This is a genomic window from Pseudomonas sp. GW821-FHT01E10 (assembly GCF_059422365.1).
The window spans coordinates 100,993-118,170 of sequence record NZ_JBWKWT010000003.1 but is presented as its reverse complement, the minus strand read 5'-3'; the positions used below and the strand labels follow the sequence as shown (position 1 = coordinate 118,170).

Annotated in this window: 12 protein-coding genes; 11 read left to right on the top strand and 1 reads right to left on the bottom strand. The window is 59.7% G+C overall.

Going from position 1 to position 17,178, the window contains the following annotated elements:
- Positions 1-23: 23 nt before the first annotated feature.
- The 10 genes from AC07V0_RS07015 (at position 24) to AC07V0_RS06970 (ending at position 13,723) form a co-directional block, all read left to right on the top strand.
- Positions 24-1,193, top strand: a complete 1,170-nt coding sequence (locus tag AC07V0_RS07015; protein WP_086944729.1) for an alginate biosynthesis protein Alg44 — start codon at positions 24-26, stop codon at positions 1,191-1,193.
- Positions 1,194-1,202: 9 nt separating this feature from the next.
- Complete coding sequence (gene algK, locus AC07V0_RS07010; RefSeq protein ID WP_018927126.1) at positions 1,203-2,627, top strand: alginate biosynthesis TPR repeat lipoprotein AlgK; 1,425 nt, start codon at positions 1,203-1,205, stop codon at positions 2,625-2,627.
- Positions 2,624-4,111 (top strand): alginate export family protein, encoded by a 1,488-nt coding sequence (locus AC07V0_RS07005; protein ID WP_086944728.1) that lies wholly within the window; start codon positions 2,624-2,626, stop codon positions 4,109-4,111. The genes algK and AC07V0_RS07005 overlap by 4 nt, the downstream gene beginning before the upstream one ends.
- Positions 4,112-4,137: 26 nt before the next feature.
- Positions 4,138-5,727 (top strand): mannuronan 5-epimerase AlgG, encoded by a 1,590-nt coding sequence (algG, locus tag AC07V0_RS07000; protein ID WP_064620193.1) that lies wholly within the window; start codon positions 4,138-4,140, stop codon positions 5,725-5,727.
- A 10-nt stretch (positions 5,728-5,737) separates the two neighbouring features.
- Positions 5,738-7,189 carry an alginate O-acetyltransferase gene (locus AC07V0_RS06995; protein ID WP_018927129.1) on the top strand — a complete coding sequence of 484 codons (1,452 nt, stop codon included), beginning with the start codon at positions 5,738-5,740 and terminating at the stop codon, positions 7,187-7,189.
- A gap of 11 nt (positions 7,190-7,200) precedes the next feature.
- Complete coding sequence (locus AC07V0_RS06990; protein WP_370741110.1) at positions 7,201-8,334, top strand: mannuronate-specific alginate lyase; 1,134 nt, start codon at positions 7,201-7,203, stop codon at positions 8,332-8,334.
- 254 nt (positions 8,335-8,588) lie between these two features.
- Positions 8,589-10,154 (top strand): MBOAT family O-acyltransferase, encoded by a 1,566-nt coding sequence (locus AC07V0_RS06985; protein ID WP_018927131.1) that lies wholly within the window; start codon positions 8,589-8,591, stop codon positions 10,152-10,154.
- Between the two features lie 11 nt (positions 10,155-10,165).
- Entirely contained in the window at positions 10,166-11,341 is a 1,176-nt protein-coding gene (locus tag AC07V0_RS06980; protein ID WP_086944727.1) for an alginate O-acetyltransferase, read from the top strand.
- 15 nt (positions 11,342-11,356) lie between these two features.
- Entirely contained in the window at positions 11,357-12,013 is a 657-nt protein-coding gene (locus AC07V0_RS06975) for an alginate O-acetyltransferase AlgF (protein WP_086944726.1), read from the top strand.
- A 258-nt stretch (positions 12,014-12,271) separates the two neighbouring features.
- On the top strand, positions 12,272-13,723 hold the full coding sequence (locus tag AC07V0_RS06970) for a mannose-1-phosphate guanylyltransferase/mannose-6-phosphate isomerase (protein ID WP_064620199.1): 1,452 nt from the start codon (positions 12,272-12,274) through the stop codon (positions 13,721-13,723).
- 82 nt (positions 13,724-13,805) lie between these two features.
- On the opposite strand, the gene AC07V0_RS06965 is transcribed toward AC07V0_RS06970, so the two are convergent.
- Positions 13,806-16,523: an RHS repeat domain-containing protein gene (locus AC07V0_RS06965; protein ID WP_086944725.1), complete on the bottom strand. Its 2,718-nt coding sequence runs from the start codon at positions 16,521-16,523 to the stop codon at positions 13,806-13,808.
- Between the two features lie 178 nt (positions 16,524-16,701).
- Here AC07V0_RS06965 and AC07V0_RS06960 point away from each other — a divergent pair, with 178 nt between their 5' ends.
- The gene (locus AC07V0_RS06960; protein ID WP_018927136.1) at positions 16,702-17,166 is read left to right on the top strand and encodes a hypothetical protein; all 465 of its coding nucleotides are present in this window, start codon (positions 16,702-16,704) and stop codon (positions 17,164-17,166) included.
- The last annotated feature ends 12 nt before the right edge of the window (positions 17,167-17,178 follow it).

The following is a 17,178-nucleotide window of genomic DNA, read 5'->3' as shown; positions in this document are numbered from 1 at the left end:
GAATTAACTAGGAAATCGCCCATATGAATATCGCCGTCAACAGCAACGTAGTGCACGAATCCGAAGCCCAGCGCCAACACGCCCGTGTGAAAATTCCGGCCAAGCTGCGTTTCTTCGGCCCTGACCGGACCCCGGTCGAAGCCCGGGTCATCGACCTTTCCGCCGGCGGCCTGGCGTTCAACGCCGGTCAGTTGCCGCTGAAGGTCGGCGATGTGCACAAGGCCCGCCTGCAATTCGTCATCGACAACCTCGGTCTGGCCATGGACGTGGAGTTGCAGATCCGCTCCGTCGACCGCCAGACCGGCCGCGTAGGTTGCCAGTTCCAGAACCTGGAACCCCGGGACATTTCCACCCTGCGCCACCTGATTACTTCGCACCTGGCCGGTGACATCGTCAGCGTGGGTGAAATGCTCGCAACCCTGCAACGCGACAACTTCACCAAGGCGCGCAAGGTCAAGGACGGCGGTCATGGCATGACCGCGCTCGGCCGTCTGAAAGCGGTGACCTTCAGCGCCGGTATCTTCGTGGTCGGCCTGGTGGCGTTCGGTTTTATCTTCAAATCGGTGTACGGCATGTACTTCGTCAGCCACGCCCAGGCTGGCCTGGTCAGCGTGCAAGGCATGAACATCACCATGCCGCGCGACGGCACCGTGCAGAGCCTGATCAAGGCTGACGGCGTTGCCGCCAAAGGCGCCCCGCTGGCGACCTTCAGCACCAGCATGCTCGACGTACTCAAAGGCCATCTGGACGAAAACCAACTGCAACCGTCCAAGGTTGAAGAGCTCTTCGGCAAGCAAATGACCGGCACCCTGACCTCTCCGTGCGATTGCACCGTGGCCCAGCAACTGGTGGCTAACGGTCAATACGCCAACAAAGGTGACGTGATCTTCCAACTGGTGCCACGCAATACCGAAGCCAACGTTGAAGCACGCTTCTCCTATCGCCAGTTCGGCGACGTGCGCCCAGGCACCACGGTCAGCTTCCAGATCGCCGGCGAAGACCAGACCCGTACCGGCAAGATCGTCAGCAGCACCAGCCTGAAAAGCGAAGACCTGTCATCCGATATCCGCGTGCAGATCAAACCTGACGAGCCGCTGGACAGCGCACTCGCCGGTCGCCCGGCGGAAGTGAACAGCACCCGTGGCCCGAACCTGAACTGGCTGATCAACAAAGCCATGGCCGCCGGTCTTTAAACAGAGGACATGCCCGTGACGACTCCACAAATCCTCAGAACACCGCGCACCCACATAGGATCACTGTGTGCAGTTGCACTGGCCGTAAGCCTGGCCGGTTGCGCCGGCCTGCCCGACCAGCGCCTGGCCAATGAAGCCCTCAAGCGCGGTGATACCACGCTGGCGGCGCAGAACTATCAGCAACTGGCCGACCTGGGCTACAGCGAAGCCCAGGTTGGGCTGGCCGACATTCAGGTCGACAGCCGCGACCCGGCGCAGATCAAAAAGGCCGAGGCGACTTACCGCGCCGCAGCCAGCGTCTCGCCGCGGGCTCAGGCTCGTCTGGGTCGCCTGCTGGTGGCCAAACCTGGCGCCACCGAAGCCGAACACCACGAAGCCGAGGCACTGTTGAAGAAAGCCGCGACCAATGGCGAAGGCAACACCCTGATCCCGTTGGCGATGCTGTATCTGCAATTCCCGCACAGCTTCCCCAACGTCAACGCACAGCAGCAGATCAGCCAATGGCGCGCCGAAGGCAAACCGGAAGCAGGTCTGGCCCAGGTGCTGCTCTATCGCACCCAGGGCACTTACGACCAACACCTGAATGACGTGGAAAAGATCTGCAAAGCGGCGTTGAACACCACCGACATCTGCTACGTCGAACTGGCCACGGTCTATCAGAAACGTGGCCAGCCCGAGCAACAGGCCGAGCTGATCAAGCAGATGCAGGCCGCTCACAGCCGTGGCACCGTCTCCGCGCAACGGGTCGACAGCGTGGCCCGCGTGCTGGGCGATGCGAGCCTGGGCAAGACCGACGAAAAAACCGCTCAGTCGCTGCTCGAAGGCATCGCCCCGGGCTACCCGGCGTCCTGGGTCAGCCTGGCGCAATTGCTCTACGACTTCCCTGAACTGGGCGACGTCGACACGATGATGAAGTACCTGGACAACGGCCGCGCCGCCGACCAGCCGCGCGCCGAACTGTTGCTGGGCAAGCTCTACTACGAAGGCAAGATGGTGCCGGCCGACGCCAAGGTCGCCGAAGAGCACTTCAAGAAAGCCCTCGGCCGGGAAGTCGCCGCCGATTACTACCTCGGCCAGATTTACCGTCGCGGTTACCTGGGCAAGGTCTATCCGCAGAAAGCCCTGGATCACCTGCTGACCGCTGCGCGCAACGGCCAGAACAGCGCCGATTTCGCCATCGCCCAACTGTTCTCCCAAGGCAAGGGCACCCGGCCCGACCCGGTCAACGCTTACGTCTTCAGCCAATTGGCCAAGGCTCAAGACACCCCGCAAGCCACTGAGCTTGCGCAAACACTCGAAGCGCAACTGCCGCCTGACCGGCTGGCCGAGGCCCAACGCCTGCTCAAACAAGAGCAAGCCATTCGTAGCACCGTGAGTCCGGACACGCTGGAACTGCACGCTTTGCAAGAAGAAGACGGCGAGGAATCCCTATGAAACTCAATCCATTCGTGCAGGCCGGTATTGGCCTGACATTCGCCCTGCTGTGGTCGTGCCCGACCCTGGCGGCCCTGACCGAAGACAAGAACTTCGGTCTCGAAGTCAAAGTTACCGGCCAGTCCGAAAACGACAGTGACCTGGGCACCGCCGGTGGCGGCGACGTTAACGGCGTCGGCCTCGACCTGCGCCCTTGGGTCTATGGCGAAAGCGGCGCGTGGAGCGCCTACGCGATGGGTCAGGCCGTGACGTCCACCGACATCATCGAAACCGACACCCTGCAACAGTCCGACAACAGCGGCACCCAGACCACCGACAGCGGTGATCGCAAGACCAGGAAAAACTACCTGGCGATGCGCGAGTTCTGGGTCGGTTACAAGGGCCTCACGCCTTACCCTGGCGAGATCCTCAAGTTCGGTCGCCAACGCCTGCGAAACGACGACGGCCAATGGCGCGACACCAACATCGAAGCCCTGAACTGGACCTTCGACACCACCCTGTTGCGCGCCAACGTCGGTATCGCCGAACGCTTCAGCGAATATCGCACCGACCTGAAAGAACTGTCCCCCAAAGACAAGGATCGCCTGCACGCCTACGCCGATGCGGCGTATCAGTGGACACCCGGTAACTGGGTCGGCATTCGCGGTCATCACACGCACGATAACGGCAAGCTCGACTATCCGGAGCCGGGCGTGGCTGGCGATACCCTGGACAAGAAACAGAACGGCGACATCAGCTGGCTCGGCCTCACCGCCGACAGTGATGCCTACAACTGGCGCAACACCAACACCGTCAATTACTGGGGCAGCATCACCGGCATGAACGGCGACCGTGACACGGTCAACCCGTTGAATGCCGACGGCACTCGCCCGGCAGAAGCCAAGCGTGGTGAAGACCTGAACGGCTGGGCTACCGACCTGGGTGTTCGTCTGCGTCTCGATCCGCAGTGGCAAGTCGGTGCAGCCTATGCCCGCGCCAGCGCCGAGTACCAACAGAACGGCCTGGAAAGCAACCGCTCGAACTACACCGGTACTCGCTCGCGGGTTCACCGTTTCGGCGAAGCCTTCCGTGGCGAAATGAACAACATGCAGACCGCTACGCTGTTCGGCTCCTGGATGCTCAACGACGAATACGACGCCAGCCTGATCTACCACAAGTTCTGGCGTGTGGACGGCAACAAGCCGGTGGGCAACAACGGCATCAACGCTGTTGAAAACAACACCGACGACGCGACCGGCGCGATCCTCTCCAGCACCTCCCTGCCGCTGGAAGATGGCAACAAGGACCTCGGTCAGGAAATGGACCTGGTGGTCACCAAGTACTTCAAGCAAGGCCTGTTGCCGGCAGCGTTGAGCCAGTCGATCGATGAGCCTTCGGCCCTGGTGCGGTTCCGTGGCGGTGTGTTCAAGCCCGGCGATGCCTATGGCAAAGAAGTCGACTCGTACATGCACCGTGCGTTTATCGACGTGATCTGGCGCTTCTGATGCAAACCGCGAAGGGAGTGCCCGACATGAACAGCGCCAAGAAAGGCTCGATCAGCCTGCTGGCCGGCGCGCTGCTGCTGGCCAGCGCAGCCGCCTTCGCCACCGTCGAACCGGCCAAGTCTGTGCAACAGGGCAAATCGACGACCATAGCCAAGGGGCTGCAACAGGCCAAGACCTACACCGTCAGCAGCGCGCCAACTGCGCCGCTGGACCTGGCCAAGCCGAAACTGCCGGACACTTCTGGCTACACCGCCGAAGCCATTGCCGCGAAAATCGTGCGCACCAAGCCCGGCAAGATCAGCATACGCCGGATGATGCAGGAAGACGCCTTGAAGGACTTCATCGGCGGCGACAACAAGATGGCCGAGTGGGTGGTGCGTCAGCACGGCATCCCGCAGGCGATCTTCGTCGACGACGGCTACATGAACCTCAAGGACCTGACCAAGAAGCTGCCCAAGCAGTACCTCAGCGAAACGTCGCCAGGTGTGTTCCTGGCAAAGTTGCCGATCGTGGTGGGCAGACACGGCATTCTGGAAATCGACAAACAGACCCAGGAATTGCGCCTGTCCCAAGAGGCCGGCTCATTCCTGGTCAACGATGGTCAGCTGTTTGTGCGTGATACCAAGATCACCGGCTGGAGCGAGAAGGCCAACGGTCCGGCGGCCTTCTCGTCGCCCAAGGAATTCCGGCCGTTCCTGTTGTCCTGGGGCGGCACCGAGACCTACATCGCCAACAGCAAGATCGCCAGTTTCGGTTACGCCAACAGTAAGTCCTACGGCGTGAGTATTTCCCAGTACACGCCGAACATGGCCAAGGTGCTCAAGCGCCCTGAACCGACCGGCTGGATCGTCGGCTCCGAGTTCTCGGACATGTGGTACGGCTTCTACTGCTACGAAACCCGCGACTTCGTGGTCAAGGGCAACACCTACAAAGACAACATCGTCTACGGCATCGACCCCCATGACCGTTCCCACGGCCTGATCATCGCCGACAACACGGTGTACGGAACCAAGAAGAAGCACGGGATCATTATTTCCCGTGAGGTCAACGACAGCTTCATCTTCAACAACCGCAGCTACGACAACCACCTGTCGGGCCTGGTGATCGACCGTAACAGCGTGAACAACCTGATCGCCTACAACGAGATCTACAAGAACCACACCGACGGCATCACCCTCTACGAGAGTGCCGACAACCTGCTGTGGGGCAACCAGGTGATCAGCAACCGACGCCACGGCATCCGTATTCGTAACAGCGTGAACATTCGCCTGTACGAAAACGTCTCGATGGCCAACGGCCTGACCGGTGTCTACGGGCACATCAAAGACCTGAGCGACACCGACCGGGACATCAAGCTCGACCCGTTCGATGCCGAAGTGTCGCTGATCGTGGTCGGTGGTGAACTGGCTGCCAACGGCAGCGGACCGCTGTCGATCGACTCGCCGCTGAGCGTGGAGTTGTATCGCGTGTCGATGCTCGCACCGACCAAAACCAGCGGCATCAGCTTCTCGGGAATTCTCGGCGAGCGTCAGGATGAAATTCTCGACCTGCTGGTGCGCCAGCAGAAAGCCGTGCTGATCGACCCTGTCGAACGCCAGACCGAAATGCGGGACTGAGGATAATTTTATGCACCCACACTTGATCAAATTACTCAGCCTGTCGGCCCTGACCGCGGGTATTCTCGCGGCCAGCACTGGCGTGCGTGCCGAAGACGCCAAGGCACCGAGCTTCAGCGCCGAGCCGTGCTGCAGCCTGTGCCCGGCAGCCCACGACCCGAAGAACTACACCACCCGCTATCAGCAGAACTTCACCACGCTGGTGCAGGCCCAGGGCGACTGGCTGTTCCGTACCCAAGAAGACCTGCGCACCGAATTCGATACCACACCCGCCGGCTACAAACGCCTGAAACAACTGCACGATGCGTTCAAGAGCAAAGGCGTGGAGCTGGTCATCGTTTACCAGCCGACCCGTGGCCTGGTGAACCGCAACAAGCTGAACCCGGAAGAAAAAGCCAAATACGATTTCGACAAGGCCCTGACCAACTACAAGACCATGCTCGGGCGCTTCGCGCAGATGGGCTACGTGGTCCCCGACCTGTCACCACTGACCAACGAATCGCTGCCCGACACCCTGCCCGCCCACGATTTCTACTTCCGCGGCGACCAGCACTGGACCCCGTATGGCGCCCAGCGCACCGCGAAGATCGTCGCCGAGAAGGTCAAGCAGTTGCCGGCCTTCGCCGACATTCCCAAGCGTGAATTCGAGACCCATAAGTCGGGTCGCATGGGCAAGACCGGAACGTTACACAACATGGCGGGTCAACTCTGTGGCACCAGCTACGCGATCCAGTACATGGATCAGTTCACCACCGAGCCCAAGGGCGAAGCAGCGGATGGCGATCTGTTCGGTGAATCCGGCAACCCGGAAATCACCCTGGTCGGCACCAGCCACAGTGGCAAGAACTACAACTTCGCCGGTTTCCTCGAAGAGGCCATCGGCGCCGACATCCTCAACGTGGCATTCCCCGGCGGTGGCCTGGAAGGTTCGATGCTGCAGTACCTGGGCAGCCAGGAGTTCCAGACCAAGCCTCCGAAAATTCTCATCTGGGAATTCTCGCCGCTTTATCGCCTCGACCAGGAAACCATCTACCGCCAGATGATGGCGCTGCTCGACAACGGTTGCGAAGGCAAGGATGCACAGATGAGCAGCAGCGCCATGGTGAAGCCGGGCAAAAACGAACTGTTGGTCAACAGCAAGAACCTGGACCTGCGCAACAGCGACCACCAGGTCGACATCCGCTTCGCCGATACGTCGGTGAAAACCTTGCATGCCACCCTCTGGTACATGAATGGGCGTCATGAGGACATCAAGATCGAGAAACCGGAAACCTCCGAAACCGACGGGCGTTTCGCCTTCGAGTTGCGCACGGACGAAGACTGGGCCTCGCAGAATCTGCTGGCCGTTGAAGTCCAGGGGCCTGAAACACCAGGTGCCGCGCCGCAGAAAGTCGAAGCGAAAATCTGCAAACGTAACGTGTTCTCCGGCACCGGGCAGCGTACTGCTCAAGCCGGGCAATGAGGCTACCTCTTATGAACTGCATGCAAACCCGAACTTTGAAACAGTTACTCGCGCCTTCCCTGCTGGCTCTGGCGATGTTCGCTGGCGCCACTCAGGCCGCCGCACCACTGCGCCCGCCTCAAGGGTATTTTGCGCCTGTGGATAAATTCAAGACCGGCGACAAGAGTGAAGGCTGCGACGCAATGCCGACGCCGTACACCGGCGCCCTGCAGTTTCGCAGCAAATACGAAGGCTCCGACAAGGCCCGTTCGACTCTGAACGAGGAATCGGAAAAGGCCTTCCGCGACACCACCGCCGACATCACCAAGATCGAGCGCGGCACCAGCAAGCGAGTGATGCAGTTCATGCGTGACGGTCGCCCGGAACAACTGGAATGCACCCTCGACTGGTTGACCGCCTGGGCCAAGGCCGATGCATTGATGTCCAGGGACTTCAACCACACCGGCAAGTCCATGCGCAAATGGGCGCTGGGCAGCATGGCGTCGTCCTATATCCGCCTGAAATTCTCTGACTCGCATCCCCTGGCCACCCACCAGGAACAAGCGCAGGTGATTGAAGCCTGGTTCAGCAAAATGGCCGATCAGGTGGTCAGCGATTGGGACAACCTGCCGCTCGAACAGACCAACAACCACTCGTATTGGGCCGCCTGGTCGGTGATGGCCACGTCGGTCGCCACCAACCGCCGCGACCTGTTCGACTGGGCCGTGAAGGAATTCAAGGTCGGCGCCAATCAGATCGATGCCCAAGGCTTCCTGCCTAACGAACTCAAGCGCCAGCAACGCGCCCTCGCCTACCACAACTATGCCCTGCCGCCGCTGGCGATGATCGCCAGTTTCGCCCAGGCCAACGGTGTGGATTTGCGTCAGGAAAACAACGGTGCCTTGAAACGCCTGGGTGATCGCGTACTGGCCGGCGTGGACGACCCGGATCAATTCGAGAAGAAAAACGGTAAAGGCCAGGACATGACCGATCTCAAGATCGACTCGAAATTCGCCTGGCTCGAACCGTTCTGCTCGCTCTACACCTGCGCGCCGAATGTGCTGGAACTCAAGCACAAGATGCAGCCGTTCAAGTCTTTCCGCCTCGGCGGGGACTTGACCAAGGTCTACGACCCGGCCAACGAGAAAGGCAACAAGGGCTCTTAAAGCTCAGCGCTATCCATTGTGGCGAGGGGGCTTGCCCCCGTTGGGGTGCGTAGCGCCCCCAAAACCTGACAGCGCGGTGACTCAGGCATAACGCGTTTACCGGTTTTACGACTGCTTCGCAGCCGAACGGGGGCAAGCCCCCTCGCCACAGGGTCAGTGTCAGGCATGAATTGAGTAATACACCCCCGGATTTTCGTGGGGGGTTTGGGGGGGCCGTTGGCCCTTGACTGTTGGTTAAACATGGAGAGATCAGGATGGTATTTTCATCCAACGTGTTCCTGTTTCTGTTCTTGCCGATCTTTCTCGGCTTGTACTACTTGAGCGGGCAACGCTATCGCAACTTGCTGCTGCTGATCGCCAGCTACGTGTTCTACGCCTGGTGGCGTGTGGACTTCCTTGCGTTGTTCGCAGCCGTCACGCTGTGGAACTACTGGATCGGCCTGAAAGTTGGCGCCGCTGGTGTCCGGACCAAACCGGCCCAGCGCTGGCTGCTGCTCGGCGTCGCGGTGGACTTGTGCATCCTGGGCTACTTCAAGTACGCCAACTTCGGCGTGGAGAGCATCAACGCGATGATGACCTCGGTCGGTCTGTCGCCGTTCATCCTGACCCACGTACTGTTGCCGATCGGGATCTCGTTCTACATCTTCGAGTCCATCAGCTACATCATCGACGTTTACCGCGGCGATACCCCGGCCACCCGCAACCTGATCGACTTTGCCGCATTCGTAGCGATCTTCCCGCACTTGATCGCGGGCCCCGTGCTGCGTTTCCGCGACCTGGCCGACCAGTTCAACAACCGCACCCACACCCTCGACAAGTTCTCCGAAGGTGCCACGCGGTTCATGCAGGGTTTCATCAAGAAGGTGTTCATCGCCGACACCCTGGCGGTGGTCGCCGACCATTGCTTCGCCTTGCAGAACCCGACCACGGGCGATGCCTGGCTCGGCGCCCTGGCCTACACCGCACAGCTGTACTTCGACTTCTCCGGCTACAGCGACATGGCGATTGGCCTGGGCTTGATGATGGGTTTCCGCTTCATGGAAAACTTCAAACAGCCGTACGTCAGCCAGTCGATCACCGAGTTCTGGCGGCGCTGGCACATCAGCCTCTCCACCTGGCTGCGTGACTACCTGTACATCACCCTCGGCGGTAACCGTAAAGGCACGCTGATGACCTATCGCAACCTGTTCCTGACCATGCTGCTCGGTGGTCTGTGGCACGGCGCGAACATCACCTACATCGTCTGGGGCGCCTGGCACGGCATGTGGCTGGCAATCGAAAAAGCCATCGGCCTGAACACTTCGCCGCGCAGCTTCAACCCGATCCGCTGGGTCCTGACCTTCCTGCTGGTGGTCATGGGCTGGGTGATCTTCCGCGCAGAGAACCTGCACGTCGCCGGTCGCATGTACGGCGCAATGTTCAGCTTCGGCGAATGGTCGCTGTCGGAACTCAACCAGGCCAGCCTCACCGGTCTGCAAGTAGCAACCCTGGTGGTGGCTTACGTGACCCTGGCGTTCTTCGGCCTGCGTGATTTCTACACCAACCAGCCGCCGGTCAAGACCAAACCGGCGGTGAACATCGAAACCGACGGCCCGGCCGCGGCGACGCCTGGAATGATCAAAGCCGTACCGGGCGACAACCCGGCCAGCATCCACGAGCCGGGTTACACCGTCGGCGTTGAAGCGACTGTGCAACCGGCCTATTGGACCGCCGACTGGTCCCGTTACGTGATGCGCGCCCTGGTACTGCTGCTGTTCATTGCCTCGATTCTCAAACTCTCGGCGCAAAGCTTTTCGCCGTTCCTTTACTTCCAGTTCTGAGGGATCTGACCATGACCCGCTCATTACGCATCTTCTACATCGCGCTGTTCCTGGTGACCTTGCTGGTCCTGGGCGTGTGGTCGGTACGCAGCTTCTTCGGCTTCAGTACCAACGCCGATGCCACCGTGCTCAACGGGCGCTGGACCAAAGCCGTCGAGACGCACTATGACGACGAGTTCCCGATCAAGCGCCTGGGCACCAACCTTTGGGCCGCGCTGGATTTCAAACTGTTCAACGAAGGTCGTCCGGGCGTGGTGCTCGGTCGCGATCAGTGGCTCTACAGCGATGAAGAGTTCCACCCGATCGTCAACGAAGAGTTGAACTTGCAAGGCAACTACGCGCTGGTCGAAGGCGTGCGCCAGGAACTGAAAAAGCGAGGCGTGCAACTGGTGATGGCGATTGTTCCGGCCAAGACGCGTCTGTACCCGGAGCACCTGGGTGAAGTGAAGCCGGCGAGTATCCACACCAATCTGTACAAGGACTTCCACGCTCGCGTGGCGGCCGACAAGATCCTCGCCCCTGACCTGCTCGGCCCGCTGCAACAAGCCAAGCGCAACGGTCAGCAAGTGTTCCTGCGTACCGACACCCACTGGACCCCGGAAGGCGCACAAGTCGCTGCCCAGACCCTGGCCAAAACCATCGCCGACAAGGCTCCGCTCAGCGGCGAACCGCAAAACTTCGTCACTGAACCGGCGGAGAAGGTGACGCACAAGGGCGACCTGCGGTTGTTCCTGCCGCTGGACCCGCTGTTCGAAAACCTGATGCCGGCGCCAGAACCTTTGCAGAAGCGCAACACCGTGGCGGCCCAGGATCAACCGACCGGTGATGACGCGTTGTTCGCCAACACGGAAGTGCCGGTGGCCCTGATCGGCACCAGCTACAGCGCCAACCCTAACTGGAACTTCGTCGGTGCGCTGAAAGAAGCGCTGCACAGCGACGTGGTCAATTACGCCGAAGACGGCCATGGCCCGATTCTGCCGATGCTCAGCTACCTGAAAAGCGATGCCTTCAAGAACAGCCCGCCACAAGTGCTGATCTGGGAATTCCCTGAACGATATCTGCCTGTGAACAACGAAATCGGTGACGCCGACCCGCAGTGGGTCGCAGAGCTTAAACAAGCCGGCGCGCGCCAACAAAACGTAGCTGTAAACACCAAATCCGAGACGCCCGACCGGGCGCAAAACTGAAAGAGAGGTACACCCATGACTTTCACTACTACTCCTCGCCGTCTCGCCAAGACCTTCGCTCTCGTTGCCGGCATGAGCGTGCTCTCGATGCAGGCCTTTGCCGGTGGCGACGCTGCCCTCTACGGCCCGACCGCACCGAAAGGGTCAAGCTTCGTGCGGGTCTACAACGCCGGTAACGCTGAAGTCAGTGCTACAGTCGGCACCACCAACCTGAACGAAGTCGCGCCGCTGTCCAGCACTGACTTCAGCTTCATGCCGGGCGGCGACTACAGCGCCAAGGTCGGTAGCCAGACCTTGCCGGTGAAACTGGCCGGCGATCACTATTACACTCTGGTCAACAACGCCAGCGGCGCGCCACAACTGATCGAAGAGCCGCCGTTCAAGAACAAACAGAAATCCCTGGTACGCGTGCAGAACCTCAGCGACAAGGCCCTGACCCTGAAAACCGCCGACGGCAAGACCGATGTGGTGCCGAACGTGGCCGCCAAGGGCCGTGGCGAGCGTGAAATCAACCCGGTGAAAGTCAGCCTGGCGCTGTACGAAGGCGACAAGAAAGTCGGCGACGTGAAGCCGGTTGCCCTGGAACGCGGTGAAGCGGCGGTGCTGTACGTCACCGGCAACGGCAGCAGCCTGTCGCCAGTCTGGGTCAAGCGCCCGGTGTCGACGCGCTGATTAATTCATCAGGACGGTGATCACCCTGTAGCAGCTGGCGAAGCCTGCGTCCGACTGCGAAGCAGTCGCAATCCAAGCAACTCGGTCTTTCTGAATGACCGCATTGACGGGATTCACGACGACTACGTCGCCGAACGCAGCCTCGCAGGCTCGGCAGCTGCTACAGAATCGGTGAGCCGATCTGATTACGGAACAAAAACAAGAGTGAAACGACAGAACGTTCGTGGCTCTAACCAATCGATTTAAGGGAGTAACAACATGATTCCGGTGATCTTGTCAGGTGGTAGCGGCTCACGTCTTTGGCCGCTTTCCCGAAAGCAATTCCCCAAGCAATTCCTCGCCCTGACCGGCGAACACACGCTGTTCCAGCAAACCCTGGAACGCCTGGTGTTCGAAGGCATGGATACCCCGATCGTGGTCTGCAACAAGGATCACCGCTTCATCGTCAACGAGCAGCTGAGCGCCCGTAAACTGGAAACCCAGCGCATCCTGATGGAACCGTTCGGCCGTAACACCGCGCCGGCCGTGGCCCTGACCGCGATGATGCTGGTCAATGAAGGTCGCGACGAGTTGATGCTGGTGCTGCCGGCCGACCACGTCCTGGAAGACCAGAAAGCCCTGCAACGCGCCCTGGCCCTGGCCACTGTGGCGGCCGAGCGTGGCGAAATGGTGCTGTTCGGCGTGCCGGCGACCAAACCGGAAACCGGTTACGGCTACATCAAATCCACCAACGATGCCCTGCTGCCGGAAGGCGTCAGCCGTGTCTCGCACTTCGTCGAAAAACCCGACGTGAAACGCGCCACCGAGTTCGTCCAGTCCGGCGGTTATTTCTGGAACAGCGGCATGTTCCTGTTCCGCGCCAGCCGCTTCCTCGAAGAGCTGAAAAAGCACGATCCGGACATCTACGACACCTGCGTACTGACCCTGGAACGTAGCGTGCAGGATGCCGACACCATCGACATCGACTCCGCCACCTTTGCCTGCTGCCCGGACAATTCCATTGACTATTCCGTGATGGAAAAAACCCAGCGCGCCTGCGTCGTACCGCTGACCGCGGGCTGGAGCGATGTCGGTTGCTGGTCGTCGCTGTGGGAAGTCAATGAAAAGGACGCCAACGGCAACGTCACCAAAGGCGACGTGGTCATCCAGGACAGCAAAAACTGCATGATCCACGGCAACGGCAAACTGGTGTCGGTGATCGGCCTGGAAAACATCGTGGTGGTCGAAACCAAGGACGCCATGATGATCGTCCACAAGGACAAGGTCCAAGGCGTCAAACAGATGGTCAACACCCTCAACGAACAGGGCCGCAGCGAAACCCAGAACCACTGCGAAGTCTATCGTCCGTGGGGTTCCTACGACTCGGTGGACATGGGCGGTCGTTTCCAGGTCAAGCACATCTCGGTCAAGCCGGGCGCGTGCCTGTCGCTGCAGATGCACCATCACCGCGCCGAACACTGGATCGTGGTCAGCGGCACCGCTGAAGTGACCTGCGACGAAAACGTGTTCCTGCTCTGTGAAAACCAGTCGACCTACATCCCGATCGCCTCGGTACACCGTCTGCGCAACCCGGGCAAGATTCCACTCGAGATCATCGAAGTGCAATCGGGCAGCTACCTGGGCGAAGACGATATCGAGCGGTTTGAAGATATCTACGGTCGCTCCACCCCGATCGAGCGCGGCGTGTCGGTGAAAACCATCGCGCAGTAATCAATCAGCAAATCAAAAAGCCCTCGTCCAGCCCGCTGCGTTCCCTATCCGCAGCGGGTTGGGCGGGGGCTTTTTTACACATTCATGCAGCCTTACGGGTTGTGGCTGGTTTTCTATGCCAGCCACTGACCTTTATTGATCCTGGTATTTTGATCTCAAGTGTTCCATGAAACGCACTATCGATACTGTCAAGTAATGCTCGTGAACTCATTCTTCCCACCTGAACCGGACTGATTCCCGAGTTGCCTAACAGCAGCGCCTTCAATTCTTTCAGTGGGCCTTTAACCATTGGCACCGCGCCCAGGTCCGAAGAGTGTTTGGGATCGAGTACATCGGGAGAAGCAAAAAACTCTACCTTATCGAAATCTTTACCCAAGGCTGCCTCCAGCACCTTGTCATCCTCAAGATCGTATTCGGCAAAGTGTGTCATCGAGCCGAGAAACTTGCGTTCATTCACTTCTCCATTTATCGCCAGAAGAAAGAAGGTGAAGCCCATGTTCCCGGCCTTGGTCCAATCCTTTTCATTGGTATTGCCGCCCTTTCCGCCCAACGTCTTCAAGTTCTGGTGAACCAAAGAAAAGTTAGACGCGATTTCCATAAAGGGAGGTGTTTCGCCGCTGCTCCCGTAGACCGTGTAATGGCGCAAGGTAAAGTTCTGGGGCTTGGTCTTTTCAAGCACCGCAGGTGTTGCCTTTGCTGTTTTGAACTTCAGTTTGCCCTGAGTGATTGTGTTCATCATGTTGTAAGGAGTCACTCTGTCCGTATCGCTATAATTGTCCTTATACGATTCAAAAATCTCGATCGCTGTACGCACTGCCGAGTTGGATTTTGAGTTTTCACCCTGCTCGTCAAAGAACGTTAACGGGTTGTTTCGAACCATCCGATACAGGTTCAAGCCATCCACAGCGCCTGCCGGATCGGTACTCGCCCATCGCCGCAACCACGGTATGTAGTACCGGAAGCCATAGCAATAAAGCCCCGTGGCATCCTGTTCCTTGCCCGAATAACGAATGGTTTTATAGTCCACTTCAATCGCGTCGTACCACGCGGTCTCGCCAAAGGGATAAAAAATTTCCCGGCTGATGATTTGCGCGTCATCGGCCAGTTCCACGGTGCAGGAGCTCAGGTGATCGACCAGGGTGTAGCGGTACTGATCGTTGACACCGGACGGTGGCTCGCTGTCCCAATGCAACACCCGCACGGTGTTGAGGCCAGCCTGCGCGGTGATGACCTGCAACACCACCCCGGTGCCACTGTCGGTACGAAGTTCCAAGCCCTGCAAGTAACGCACTTCAGCTATCACGGTGCGAGCCCTGGTCTGCAACGCGCGGATTTTGCGCACCCGCTGGCCAGCGCCATCGTAAAAATAGCACTCACCGTCATTGCGTCGGGAGGCGCGTTCCACCGGGCTGACCGAGCGCAATTGATTGCGCAGATCCCAGGTCAACAACCGTCCCTGGTCCAACTCCAGCAAATTACCTTTGGCGTCGAATGCGGCGGCGATGTCCTCTTCCGCGGGCGGCACGCCGTTGCGCCAGGGCAGGCAGCGATTGCTGTAGCGGGCAGCTTTCAAATCGCGCCCATGTTTTTGCGCGCCGATGTGGGTCACCTTCAGCAGATTGCTGCCCTCGTCATAGTGGTAAATCTGCCGATAGTTGCTAACCGCCGCCGGATCGGTGCGACCAACCGACTCGGGTCCTTGATCGGGACCGCCCGCTTCCCAGCCAAAGGCTTCGATCAACTGGTACAGGCTGTTGTAGATGAAGCGACTGATCGGGTCGATGCGCTGGTTGGCGAAGTAGCGCACGGGCAGGGCCTTGTCCTCGATGCTCAAGACATTGCCCATCCGGTCATAGTCGTAGATTAGATGCTGCAACATTCGGGCACTGGCATCCTGTGCCCGACGCTCCATCAACAAACCGTCTTCGGGTCGATAGGCCAGCGTCGTCCGCACCCCGTTACCCGCGACCTCCTCTTCGACTTGCCCTTGGGCGCTGTAGCGGATCTCGCTGACCAACGTTTGCCAAATGGATTGATCCTTCAATTGCAGTCGGCTTTCGCGCAATCGGCCATCGACGGTCAGAGCGAAAGTCTGACGATTACCCTTGGCATCGGTCTGTTCCAGCACATCACCCAACGGGCCGAAACGCCACTTGGACGTCGCCCCAGTCCCCGGTTCGAGCAGCCGTCGGCGATCATCAATCGATTCCGGCCAATCGGGGGTTACCGGCTCAAGGGTGAAGTGGCGGGTGTTTTCGATGCCTTCACCGCTGATCGCAAACGAGTCGAACAGTACGCTGCCCGCCGGGTCGTCATGGCGAATCAGTTTGCCGTACTGGTTAAGGTCCTGATGACCCTGGCCCGGGTAGCCATAAGCAAAGCGCTCGACACAGCGACGGGGCTCCACGGCGCCCTGTTCGAACACCGCCACGGGCCGCAGCAAATCGTCATATTCGACCTCGCGACGTGTTTCGCGGCTGTCCCAGTCCGACAACACTTCGTCGGCCAGACCGCGCAGGGTGATCTGCGTTCCGGCATCAACGCTGTCCGTGCGCAACGCGTTCCCGGACAGCGAATACACCGTGATCAAATTGGGAGGGGTCAGGGGATCGCCTTCTTGCAGCGCCCATAACCGCGGATCCCACTGTTTGACTGCACGTCCTGCGCCATTGTGAGCAGTGCGATTGATGCGGACCTCAGCGGGCAGGTTTTCGATGGCGCGCCAGTAATCTACCAAGCGAATCGACAGGCCGCGCGGATCGAAGATCCTCAGTGTGGGCGTCTTGTGGTGCATTTCCATCGCCTCTGTCCATCGAATAACAGCCCCGTCGGCCAATGTCTTCTAACGTTTCAAGAACATGGCTGGCTACTGTCAGAAATTACAGTACCGACCAACGGTACAACCCCTTGCTCACCGAATATCCATTCTCGTGCCCCTTCGGTAGGATGTCGGTTATCCGTTCATGGAGCGTTCAAACATGTTCATCGGCGTCCTGCTGGTCATCACCTGGCTGATCCTGCTGCTGCGCTACCCGGCCAAGGCCGTGCCGGTTTCCGTGGCGGCCGCTGTCGGATTGGGCCTGGTGGCGACGTGGGTGTTCTGGATGGACAACCGCGAAATCAAGCAACTGGCACGCCTTGAGCTGCGCATCACTTACGCACCCGAGCACTGCCCTGCAGATCGGCCATTGAAGCTCACGATGAAAAACGGCAACGACGTGCCACTGATCGAGTTGCGCTGGCGCATCGCGGCGTATGCGCCGGGCGATACGGTGAACCTGGCCGACAATCAATACGCCGCGCCACGTTATCGCGGCCCCGGCGAATTGCAGGCCGGCGGCAGTTGGGAAGACTGCTTGCCGCTACCGCCCTTGCGCCCCGGCTACCGCCCGCAAACCCTGGAATTTCGCGCTGAACGGTTGCAGGGTAGTTTCTCCGACTGATCCCCCTTTTTC

What these genes read in the sequence shown, in the direction of transcription:
- AC07V0_RS06980 (WP_086944727.1), top strand. Translation starts at nt 10,166, where the DNA reads ATGACCCGCTCATTACGCATCTTCTACATCGCGCTGTTCCTGGTGACC.
- AC07V0_RS06995 (WP_018927129.1), top strand. Translation starts at nt 5,738, where the DNA reads ATGCACCCACACTTGATCAAATTACTCAGCCTGTCGGCCCTGACCGCG.
- AC07V0_RS06970 (WP_064620199.1), top strand. Translation starts at nt 12,272, where the DNA reads ATGATTCCGGTGATCTTGTCAGGTGGTAGCGGCTCACGTCTTTGGCCG.
- AC07V0_RS06960 (WP_018927136.1), top strand. Translation starts at nt 16,702, where the DNA reads ATGTTCATCGGCGTCCTGCTGGTCATCACCTGGCTGATCCTGCTGCTG.
- AC07V0_RS06975 (WP_086944726.1), top strand. Translation starts at nt 11,357, where the DNA reads ATGACTTTCACTACTACTCCTCGCCGTCTCGCCAAGACCTTCGCTCTC.
- AC07V0_RS06985 (WP_018927131.1), top strand. Translation starts at nt 8,589, where the DNA reads ATGGTATTTTCATCCAACGTGTTCCTGTTTCTGTTCTTGCCGATCTTT.
- AC07V0_RS07005 (WP_086944728.1), top strand. Translation starts at nt 2,624, where the DNA reads ATGAAACTCAATCCATTCGTGCAGGCCGGTATTGGCCTGACATTCGCC.
- algG (WP_064620193.1), top strand. Translation starts at nt 4,138, where the DNA reads ATGAACAGCGCCAAGAAAGGCTCGATCAGCCTGCTGGCCGGCGCGCTG.
- AC07V0_RS06965 (WP_086944725.1), bottom strand. Translation starts at nt 16,523, where the DNA reads ATGGAAATGCACCACAAGACGCCCACACTGAGGATCTTCGATCCGCGC.
- AC07V0_RS06990 (WP_370741110.1), top strand. Translation starts at nt 7,201, where the DNA reads ATGAACTGCATGCAAACCCGAACTTTGAAACAGTTACTCGCGCCTTCC.
- AC07V0_RS07015 (WP_086944729.1), top strand. Translation starts at nt 24, where the DNA reads ATGAATATCGCCGTCAACAGCAACGTAGTGCACGAATCCGAAGCCCAG.
- algK (WP_018927126.1), top strand. Translation starts at nt 1,203, where the DNA reads ATGCCCGTGACGACTCCACAAATCCTCAGAACACCGCGCACCCACATA.